The sequence below is a fragment of the Amycolatopsis sp. NPDC058986 genome, from assembly GCF_042741125.1.
Lineage (GTDB): Bacteria > Actinomycetota > Actinomycetes > Mycobacteriales > Pseudonocardiaceae > Amycolatopsis.
Window position 1 is genome coordinate 1 of record NZ_JBHYJW010000115.1, and the last position, 10,009, is coordinate 10,009.

General features: G+C 67.7%; 9 protein-coding genes. 8 read left to right on the forward strand and 1 reads right to left on the reverse strand.

All coding sequences use genetic code 11. The features are described from left to right. Positions 1 to 51: 51 nt before the first annotated feature. A complete protein-coding gene (locus ACFW0G_RS44690; RefSeq protein WP_378331667.1) occupies positions 52 to 1,338 on the reverse strand; it encodes an adenylosuccinate synthase in 1,287 nt (428 codons plus the stop codon). Between the two features lie 58 nt (positions 1,339 to 1,396). Between ACFW0G_RS44690 and ACFW0G_RS44695 the strand changes: the two genes are divergently transcribed. The 8 genes from ACFW0G_RS44695 (at position 1,397) to ACFW0G_RS44730 (ending at position 9,855) form a co-directional block, all read left to right on the forward strand. Further along, the gene (locus tag ACFW0G_RS44695; protein WP_378331668.1) at positions 1,397 to 2,077 is read left to right on the forward strand and encodes a hypothetical protein; all 681 of its coding nucleotides are present in this window, start codon (positions 1,397 to 1,399) and stop codon (positions 2,075 to 2,077) included. Positions 2,078 to 2,162: 85 nt separating this feature from the next. Then, positions 2,163 to 2,675 carry a DUF1453 domain-containing protein gene (locus ACFW0G_RS44700; protein ID WP_378331669.1) on the forward strand — a complete coding sequence of 171 codons (513 nt, stop codon included), beginning with the start codon at positions 2,163 to 2,165 and terminating at the stop codon, positions 2,673 to 2,675. 103 nt (positions 2,676 to 2,778) lie between these two features. Beyond that, complete coding sequence (locus ACFW0G_RS44705) at positions 2,779 to 3,417, forward strand: HNH endonuclease family protein (protein WP_378331670.1); 639 nt, start codon at positions 2,779 to 2,781, stop codon at positions 3,415 to 3,417. A 401-nt stretch (positions 3,418 to 3,818) separates the two neighbouring features. Further along, a complete protein-coding gene (locus ACFW0G_RS44710; RefSeq protein ID WP_378331671.1) occupies positions 3,819 to 5,450 on the forward strand; it encodes an ABC transporter substrate-binding protein in 1,632 nt (543 codons plus the stop codon). Next, positions 5,447 to 6,406 carry an ABC transporter permease gene (locus tag ACFW0G_RS44715; RefSeq protein WP_378331672.1) on the forward strand — a complete coding sequence of 320 codons (960 nt, stop codon included), beginning with the start codon at positions 5,447 to 5,449 and terminating at the stop codon, positions 6,404 to 6,406. The genes ACFW0G_RS44710 and ACFW0G_RS44715 overlap by 4 nt, the downstream gene beginning before the upstream one ends. After that, complete coding sequence (locus ACFW0G_RS44720) at positions 6,399 to 7,226, forward strand: ABC transporter permease (RefSeq protein WP_378331673.1); 828 nt, start codon at positions 6,399 to 6,401, stop codon at positions 7,224 to 7,226. Before ACFW0G_RS44715 ends, ACFW0G_RS44720 begins: the two co-directional genes overlap by 8 nt. After that, on the forward strand, positions 7,223 to 8,827 hold the full coding sequence (locus ACFW0G_RS44725) for a dipeptide ABC transporter ATP-binding protein (RefSeq protein WP_378331674.1): 1,605 nt from the start codon (positions 7,223 to 7,225) through the stop codon (positions 8,825 to 8,827). The genes ACFW0G_RS44720 and ACFW0G_RS44725 overlap by 4 nt, the downstream gene beginning before the upstream one ends. After that, positions 8,824 to 9,855 carry an LLM class flavin-dependent oxidoreductase gene (locus ACFW0G_RS44730; protein ID WP_378331676.1) on the forward strand — a complete coding sequence of 344 codons (1,032 nt, stop codon included), beginning with the start codon at positions 8,824 to 8,826 and terminating at the stop codon, positions 9,853 to 9,855. Before ACFW0G_RS44725 ends, ACFW0G_RS44730 begins: the two co-directional genes overlap by 4 nt. Positions 9,856 to 10,009: the final 154 nt, after the last annotated feature.

The following is a 10,009-nucleotide window of genomic DNA, read 5'->3' on the forward strand; positions in this document are numbered from 1 at the left end:
GACGGGGACTTTCCTCGCATCGCATGCGAGGAAAGTCCCCTTCAGCTCACGTCAGGCGAACTCGTGCCGAACGATGGTCTGCTCACGGCCAGGGCCGACGCCGATCGCCGAGACCCGCGCGCCGGACAGCTCCTCGATCCGCTCGACGTACGCGCGCGCGTTCGCGGGCAGCTCCTCGAACGTCCGGCAGCCCGAGATGTCCTCGAACCAGCCCGGCAGCTCTTCGTAGATCGGGATCGCGTGGTGCACGTCGGTCTGCGTCATCGGCATATCCTGCGTGCGGAAGCCGTCGACCTCGTAGCCGACGCACACCGGGACCTTCTCCAGCCCGGACAGCACGTCGAGCTTGGTGAGGAAGTAGTCGGTGATGCCGTTGACGCGCACCGCGTACCGCGCGATGACCGCGTCGAACCAGCCGGTGCGCCGCGAACGTCCCGTGGTGACACCGAATTCGCCGCCCTGCTTGCGCAGGAACTCGCCGGACTCGTCGTTCAGCTCGGTCGGGAACGGCCCAGAGCCCACACGAGTGGTGTACGCCTTGAGGATGCCGAGCACCGTGGTGATCCGGCCCGGCCCGATGCCCGACCCGGCGCTGGCGCCGCCCGAGGTCGGGTTCGACGACGTCACGAACGGGTAAGTGCCGTGGTCGACGTCGAGCAGCGTGCCCTGCGAACCCTCCAGCAGCACGGTTTCGCCGCGTTCGAGGGCCTGGTTGAGCTGCAGGCGCGTGTCCGCGATGCGGTGCGCGAACCGCTCGCCCGCGGACAGCACCTCGTCGGCGACCTGGTTCGCGTCGAGCGCTTTCCGGTTGTAGACCTTGACCAGCACCTGGTTCTTGAACTCCAGTGCGGCCTCGACCTTCTGCCGGAAGATCTTCTCGTCCAGCAGGTCCTGCGCGCGGACGCCGACGCGGGCGATCTTGTCCTGGTAGCACGGCCCGATCCCACGGCCGGTGGTGCCGATCTTGCGGCTACCCAGGTAACGCTCGGTGACCTTATCGATCGCCACGTGGTACGGCATGATCAAATGCGCGTCGGCGGAGATCAGCAGCCTGCTGGTGTCGACGTCGCGGGCCTCGAGGCCGGCGAGTTCGTCCAGCAGCACGCCGGGGTCGACGACGACACCGTTGCCGATGACGTTGGTGACGCCGGGCGTGAGGATGCCGGACGGGATGAGGTGCAGGGCGAAGTTCTCGCCGTTCGGCAGGACGACGGTGTGGCCGGCGTTGTTCCCGCCCTGATAGCGGACGACCCACTGAACGCGGTCGCCGAGCAGGTCGGTGGCCTTGCCCTTGCCTTCATCTCCCCATTGGGCACCGATGAGCACGATGGCCGGCATGTGACACTCCAGGTGTTCGACGACAAAGCTGAAAAAGGGCGCTGGTGAATGCCGGTGCATGAGCGTAACGGAGGACCTGCGGGTGCGCGGAATCGTGGTGGCCTGTGGCGAGGACTCGCCCGGTTTCGAGGACATCGACGACGTCACGTCGATCCGCGTGCCCAGCCGTCCCGGCAAGGCGGAAATCGACCCCTTGCTGGGCGAACACGATCATCTCGTGGTCTCGGGGACGGACGCCGACCTCGCCGCGGTGGTGCTGCGGCTGTTGCGAAAGGAACAGCTCGCGGGCGTGTCGGTCGGTTTCGTGCCCGCCTCGCCGGATTCCGCCGTCGCCTCCCTGTGGGGCCTGCCCGCGCAACCGGTACGGGCGCTCGCGCTGGCGTTGCGCGGCGAGGTCGACCCGGTTCCGCTGATCCGTGACGACGCCGGCGGCGTGCTTGTCGGCCGGGGCGTGCTCGGGATGGTGCGCGGGGTGGCCTACTGCGACGAGCAGGTCGCGCTGCGCGGGGCGGCGCGCTCGGTTGTCGTCGAACCGGACGCCGAAGGCCCCGGCCTGCGGGTCCGGGTCACCAAGGGCACGTTCTTCAAGCGCCCGACGACGTTGTACTCGCGGGCGTTCCAGATCGGCTGCATCCCGACGCGGCCGACATCCGACGGCGTCGCGTACCCGCGCGCCATGAACCGGTGGACCTGGTACCGGCACACCCAGGATCTGCGCCTGGTGCGCGGCACGATCTGAAAATCACCCCGGCTCGTTTGTAGCTCATGCGTGCTATTTTATGTAGCATGAATGTGCTATAAACGACTTCAACGCAGGGGGATTCATGACCGACGCACTGATTTTCGCCGCGATCCTGCTGGTCGTGGTGTTCTCGACCCAGATCGGCCGCCGCAGGCACACCGTGTTCCTCGCGGTGGCGCCCTTCATCTCCTCGGCGGTGATCGGCGTGCTGGCACTGGGCACTGGGCAGCACCACTACGAACCCGCGGACGCTGCCTTCGCCGCGATCGGAGTCCTACTGGGCTTGCTCGTCGGGCTCGCCTTGAACGGGACCATGGTCGTCTGGCGCGATCCGGACAGTGCCAAGCTCTACACCCGCGCGGGCCTCGCCTACCTGGCGATCTGGCTCGTCGTACTGGTCGGCCGGATCGTGTTCATCTACGCACTGGAGAACTCGCCGTCGTTCGCCGCGCAGTTCGGCCGTCTGCTGGTTTCGACACATACGAGCCCGGACGGCGTCGCGGCGTTCTTCCTGCTCATGGCGTTGGCCATGGTCATTTCCCGCGAGGTCGGCGTACTGCTGCGCAGCCGTCGGCTGGAGCGCGTCGCCGCGTAGTGGTTTCACAACCAGCCGACAACATGTCACCCGATGGTGTTGCGTACGCCACTTTCGTGAGTCAAAGTTACCAGGTTGCCGCACCCGACACTGAGGGGGAAAAGTGCCAACCGCGCGTACTCTTCGTCGATCTCTGACCGTCCTGGCCACCGCCGTGGTCCTCACCGGGACACTCACCAGCGTCGCCGACGCGACCCCGCCCGGGATTCCGTCCGGCGCGACCGCGAAGTCCGAGCTGGCGACGCTGAAGGTGGCGCCCGACGGGTCCATGACCGGCTACAGCCGGGACAAGTTCCCGCACTGGATCGACCAGGGCAACAACTGCAACACGCGCGAGGTCGTGCTCAAGCGGGACGGCACGAACGTCAAGACCGGCAGCGACTGCTACCCGACGTCGGGCAGCTGGGCCTCGCCGTACGACGGCAAGACCTGGACCAGTCCGTCCAATGTGGACATCGATCACGTGGTACCGCTCGCCAACGCGTGGCGCACCGGAGCTGCCACGTGGACGACGGCGCAGCGGCAGGCGTACGCGAACGACCTGACCGACCCGCAGCTGATCGCCGTCACCGACTACGTCAACCAGGAAAAGGGCGACAAGTCGCCGGACGCCTGGAAGCCGCCGCTCACCGGATACTGGTGCACCTACGCGAGCATGTGGGTCGCGGTGAAGTACAAGTTCAAGCTCACCGTGAACTCGGCCGAGAAGTCCGCCCTCACCGACATGCTCAACCGCTGCTGACCCGAGGTGGCCCGAGCGCCCCAATGAGGTTTTCTCGCTAAGGGTGCCGGGCCGTGTGCGTTGCCGGAGGTGCTGTAGGACGCCTGGGGTGCGACAAGGGCGTCCCTGGGTGCGGTGGACGCACCCAGGGCGTCCCTCGGACTTGCCTGCGCACGAGCTGACTCCGTTCGCCCGATGTCGCGAACGCTCTGGACCGCCCCGGGTTTCATGAAGGCAACAGCCTCCATGAAACCCGGGGCGATCCACCACATTGGGGCGCATTCACGGATCGTCAAGCGGGGCCGGGGAAGTTTTCAGGGAGTGGGACCCGGGTTCGGAAAGTGGGACGGGGCCGGGGGCGTGATTAGCGTGAAACGGGTCGGCGCAAGCGAAAGCGCCCCGTTCCCCGCTGGAGCCGCCCGGTGTTTGGATCACCCCTGTCCCGCGGGCGCGTCGTCACCGCCGCGCTCGCCCTGCCCCTGCTGCTGACCCCGGTGGCCGCCTGCTCGGCCGCGGGCGGTGATCCCGCCGCCGACGCGGGCCCGCCCCGCCCCGGCGGCACGCTGCGGCTGGGCATTTCGTCCAATCCCGACTGCATCGATCCCCAGCAGTTCGGGACGAACGCCGCGCTCAACGTCGGTCGTCAGCTCGTCGACTCGCTCACCGATCAGGATCCGAAAACCGGTGAGATCAAGCCGTGGCTGGCGCAGAAGTGGGAGGTCAGCGCCGATTCGACGGCGTTCACCTTCCACCTGCGCGACGGCGCGACGTTCGCCGACGGCACCCCGGTCGACGCGGCCGCGGTGAAGGCGAACTTCGACGGGATCAAGGCGCTCGGCGCGAAGGCCCAGCTGGCCTCCGGATATTTGGCCGCATACAAGGCAAGTACGGTGGTCGACCCGCATACCGTGCGCGTCGAGTTCAGCGCGCCGAGCGCGCAGTTCCTCCAGGCCAGCTCGACGATGTCACTCGGTCTTCTCGCCCCTGCCGCGTACAAGAGGACCCCGGACCAGCGCTGCCAGGGCGACGGACTCATCGGCTCGGGGCCGTTCGTGTTCCAGAGTTTCCGGCAGAACCAGGAAATCGTGCTCACGAAGCGCAAGGGCTACGCGTGGGGTTCCTCGCTGTTCCGCCATCAGGGCGAGGCGTACCTCGACAAGGTGAGCTACAAGATCGTGCCCGAGCCGGGCGTCCGCACCGGCAGTCTCGCTTCGGGACAGCTCGACGCGATCACCGACGTCCAGCCGGTCGACGAACCACAGTTCGCGGGCAACGGCTTCACCGAACCGGTCCGGCCGAATCCGGGCGTCGTGTTCAACCTGCACGCGAACACCACACGCGGGGTTCTCACCGACGAGAAGGTGCGCCAGGCCGTCGTCAAGGGAATCAACCGGCAGGAGGTCACCAACACCGTCCTGACCGGGAACTACAAGCCTGCCACGAGCATTCTCGGTTCGGCGACGCCGCTGCACGCCGACCTCTCCGCGCAGCTCGCCTACGATCCGAACGGCGCGTCCGCGCTGCTCGACGGCGACGGCTGGCAGCCAGGGTCGGATGGGATCCGCACGAAGAACGGGCAGCGTCTCACCGCGACCGTGCAGTTTTCCCCAGTGTTCAACCAGAACCGCAGCGTACTCGAACTCGTCCAGCAGCAGCTGCGCAAGATCGGCTTCGATCTGCGGATCGAGCAGCGCACCACCGCGGAGTCCGTGCAGGCGCAGCAAAGCGGGGACTACGAATACCTCTGGTACAACGTGACAAGGGCGGATCCGGATATCCTGCGCGGTATCTTCTCCACCAAGGCGAGCAACCGCAGCAAGCTCCCCGCCGGCAGTCCGCTCGACGTCGCCCTCGACGATCAAGCATCCACAGTAGACACTGCGAAACGCAAGCCCGCGGCGGAGCTGACCCAGAAACTCATCGTGGAGCACGGGTACGCTGCCCCGGTGTTCGAGCTGACCCAGGTGCTCGCCATCGGCGCCAACGCGCACTCGGTCGACTTCGAGGCGTCCTCCCGGCTCCAGCTGTTCGACACCCGGGTTTCCGGCTCATGAGAGCCTATCTGCTGCGCCGCGTCGGGCAGGCGGTCTTCGTGCTGTGGGCGGCGTTCACGCTGTCGTTCGTGATCCTCTATCTGCTGCCCGGCGACGCCGTCTCGGCGAAGCTCGGGGGTGGTGAAGGCGGAATCACCGTGACCCCCGAACAGCTCGCGCAGGCCCGTGCGGAGTACGGGCTGGACGACCCGCTTCCCGTCCAGTACGGAAAGCGCTTGCTGTCCGCGCTGCACGGGGATTTCGGGCGCAGCATAACCACCGGTGACGACGCGGCGCACACGGTCGTCTCGGCAATGCCACCGACGCTCGCGGTGACCGGGATCGCCGTGCTGCTGGCGGTGCTCGGCGGTGGCGGGATCGCGATCGCCGGGACGTACACCCGGCTGCCGTGGCTGCGTCAGCTGCTACTTTCCCTGCCACCGTTGGGGATTTCCCTGCCGACGTTCTGGGTCGGTCTGCTGCTCATCCAGTTCTTCTCGTTCCGCCTGCGGCTGTTTCCCGCCCTGGGCATCCAGGGCGTCGCCTCACTGATCCTGCCCGCGATCACACTCGCGCTGCCGACGGGAGCGATCATCGGCCAGGTGCTCGCCAGGAGCCTGAACGCCCAATTGGCCGAGCCGTACGTGGAAACCGCGGCCGCTAAAGGCGCGAGCCGCCTGAGAGTCCACTTCGGACATATCCTGCGCAATGCCGCTGTCCCCGCGCTCACCGTGGCCGGGGTGGTGGCGGGCAACCTGCTCGCCGGGTCCGTGATCACCGAGACGGTGTTCTCGCGTGACGGCGTCGGCCGGGTCACCGCGGCCGCGGTGACGAACCAGGACATCCCGGTGGTGCAGGCCGTGATCGTGCTGGCGGCGCTGGTGTTCGTGGTGTTGAACCTCGTCGTCGACCTGCTTTACCCGCTTCTCGACCCGCGGATCGCGGCGGCGAAGGCACCGGAGGTGGCCCGTGGTTGACCTGGCGCAACGAACCGGCGTTGTAGCTCGCAGGCCGGGGCTCGTACTGGCCGTCGTGATCCTCGTGCTCGCGCTGCTCGCCGCGGTCGCGCCGTCGTTGTTCACCGGCTACGACCCGATCACCGGCATCCCGGCCGAGAAACTGCGCGGGCCGTCCCTGGCACACCTGTTCGGCACCGACGAGACCGGGCGCGACATCTTCGCCCGCGTCGTGCACGGCGCGTCGCTGTCCTTACGCGCCACCGTCATCGCCGTGCTCGTAGCGCTCGTCGCCGGGTCCGCGCTCGGCCTGGTCGCCGGGTTCCGCGGCGGCGTGCTGGACACGGTGGTGATGCGAGTGGTGGACGTGCTGCTGGCGATCCCGCCCATCCTGCTCTCGCTCGCGCTGGTCACCGCGCTCGGCTTCGGCACGACGAACGTCGCGATCGCGGTCGGTATCGCCAACCTCGCCGCGTTCGCCCGGCTGATGCGTGCGGAGGTGCTCCGCGTGCGCGGCACCGTGTACGTCGAGGCCGCGCGGGCGAGCGGGGTTCGCTGGTCCGGCGTCCTCGGCAGGCATGTGCTGCCGAACGCGCTCGGCCCGGTGCTCGCGCTGGCGACGCTCACCCTGGGCACGGCGGTGCTGGAGGTGTCGGCGCTGAGCTTCCTCGGTTTCGGCGCGACGCCGCCGACGCCGGAATGGGGCGCGCTCGTCGCGGGCGGCCGCAACTTCCTGGCCACCGCTTGGTGGATGACGACGTTCCCGGGCCTGACGGTCGCCGCGGTGGTCCTTTCCGCGAACCGGCTTTCCCGTGCGCTGGACGGAGGCGACGGACGATGACCGAAGAACTGCTGCGCATCCGCGATCTCGCGGTGTCCTACCGGACGAGGTCCGGCGTGGTCCCGGCGGTGCGGGGCGTGGACCTGACCGTCCACACCGGACAGATCGTCGCGGTGGTCGGCGAGTCCGGCTCCGGCAAGAGCACCACGGCGCACGCCGCGATCGGGCTGCTTCCCCGTGGCGGGCGGATCGACGGCGGCGAGATCACCTTCGCCGGGCGTGATCTCACGCGGCTGCCGGATCGGCAGTGGCGTGGGATACGGGGCAGGGAAATCGCTCTGGTGCCACAAGATCCCGCCGTGTCGCTCAATCCCGTGCACCGGATCGGCGATCAGGTTGCCGAAGTACTGCGGATCCACGGTTTCGCCGATCGGCGGACCGCGGGGATCGAAGCGGTGGAACTGTTGCGCAAGGCCGGAATTCCCGAACCCGAGGCCCGTGCGCGGCAGTATCCGCACGAGCTTTCCGGCGGGATGCGGCAACGGGCGCTGATCGCCGCCGCGCTGGCGGGACGTCCGAAGCTGATCATCGCGGACGAGCCGACCAGCGCACTCGACGTCACGGTGCAGAAGCGGATTCTCGATCACCTCGCGGAGCTTGCCGGCGAGTCGGGGACAGCCATCCTGCTGATCACCCACGACCTCGGTGTCGCCGCGGATCGCGCGTCCCGGATCGCGGTGCTGTCCGGCGGTGAGGTCGTCGAGGAAGGCACCGCGGGTGAGGTCATCGGCGCGCCTTCGCAGGCATACACGCGGCAGCTGCTCGACGCGGCACCGAGCATGTCCGGCGAACCGCTGCGGCCGCCTCGCCCGCCAAGCGAACCGATCGTGTCGGTGCGAGGACTGTCGAAGTCGTTCGCTCTTCCCGGCGGCCGGGTGTTGCGCGCCGTCGACGACGTGTCGTTCGACATTCCGCGTGGTCAGACACTCGCACTGGTCGGCGAGTCGGGCTCGGGAAAGACGACGACCGCGCGGATGGTGCTGCGGCTGGAAACGCCGTCGGCCGGGTCGATCACCTTCGACGGCCAGGACGTCACCGAGTTGCGAGGCGAAGACCTGCGACAACTGCGGCGCAGGGCCCAGCTCGTGTACCAAAACCCTTACGCTTCACTGAATCCGAAGTTCACCATCGAGGAGATCGTCGGGGAACCGTTGCGTGCGTTCGGTGTCGGCACCAGGGCCGAACGGCGCGCGCGGGCAGCCGAGCTGCTGGACCAGGTGGCGTTGCCGTCGACGGCGCTGCGCCGCAAACCCGCCGAGCTTTCCGGCGGGCAGCGACAGCGGGTCGCGATCGCCCGTGCGCTGGCCCTGCGCCCGGAACTGCTCGTGTGCGACGAGCCAGTGTCCGCTTTGGACGTTTCGGTGCAGGCGCAGATTCTGCGGTTGCTGTCCGATCTTCAAGGAGAACTCGGCTTGAGTTACCTGTTCATCTCGCACGATCTCGCCGTCGTACGGCAACTCGCGGACCGGGTCGGCGTGCTGCGTTCGGGTGAACTCGTGGAAATGGGACCGGCCGCCGAAGTGTTGCATCAGCCGAAGGCCGAATACACCCGCGAACTCCTCGCGGCGATTCCCGGCCGATCTGTGCAGGAGGTCCGATGAAGTTCGGTTTGTTCTCCCTCGTGGCCAACCACCCCGACCCGGCGACCGGCAAGGCCCCGAGTCAGCACGAACGGCTGCGACAGGTCGTCGATTACGCGAAATTCGCCGAAGATCTCGGTTTCGACGCATACGGCGTCGGCGAACGGCACGGCGAGCCGTTCCTTTCGTCCGCGCCACCGGTGATCCTCGCCGCGATCGCCGAACGCACTTCGCACGTCAGGCTGCTGACGACGTTGACCGTGATCAGCGTGCTCGACCCGGTCCGCGTCGCCGAGGACTACGCGACGCTCGACCAGCTCTCCGGTGGACGGCTGGAACTGATGATCGGCAAGGGCAACGATCCGCGGCACTTCCCGCTGTTCGGGCTTTCCGAGGACCGGCAATGGGAGTACCAGGCCGAAAAGTTCGAACTGTTGCGCCGGCTGTTCTACGAGGAGAACGTGACCTGGTCCGGCGAGTTCCGGACGCCGTTGGAAGACGTCACCACACAACCACGGCCGTTCCACGAGCGGCCGCGGATCTGGCACGGCAGTGCCTCCAGCACGGAGTCGACCGAACTGGCCGCACGGTTCGGCGACCCGCTGTTCAGCGCGAACGGCTTCCACCCGAAGAAGAAGTATGCCGACCTGATCGATCACTACCGGCAGCGCTGGGCGGACTACGGTCACGATCCGGCGGATGCGCTGGTCGGTTCCGGCGCGGGCGGCCTGTACGTGGCGCGGACGTCCCAGGAGGCACTGGACGGCTACCGGCCGTACTTCGAGGCGTTGATGAAGACCCCGGCCTACCAGCACAACAAGTCGGAGTTCACCACACTGGAGGACAAGATCGCGAACGGATCGGCGCTGGTCGGCAGCCCGCAGCAGGTGATCGACAAGATCGGCGACTACCACGCTTCGTTCGGGCACGAGGTGCAGGCGGTCTCGGTGGACGGCCTCACCGACGGTGAAGCGCGTGACGTGCTGGAACTGTTCGCGGCGGAGGTGATGCCGGTGGTGGCGAAGGAACTCCCGTCCCGCGACTGGTGAACTGAACCGGACTCCGCACTCCCCGCCCGCGTACCCATCCCCTAGGCACCCCCCACCCGCCCTTGGCAGGGTTCCGGCAAAGTCTTTTGGGGTTGGTTGCAGGGCGGGCACGGCTCTTGTTGATCATGTGAGTGTCTAGGTCCCATGATCGTGT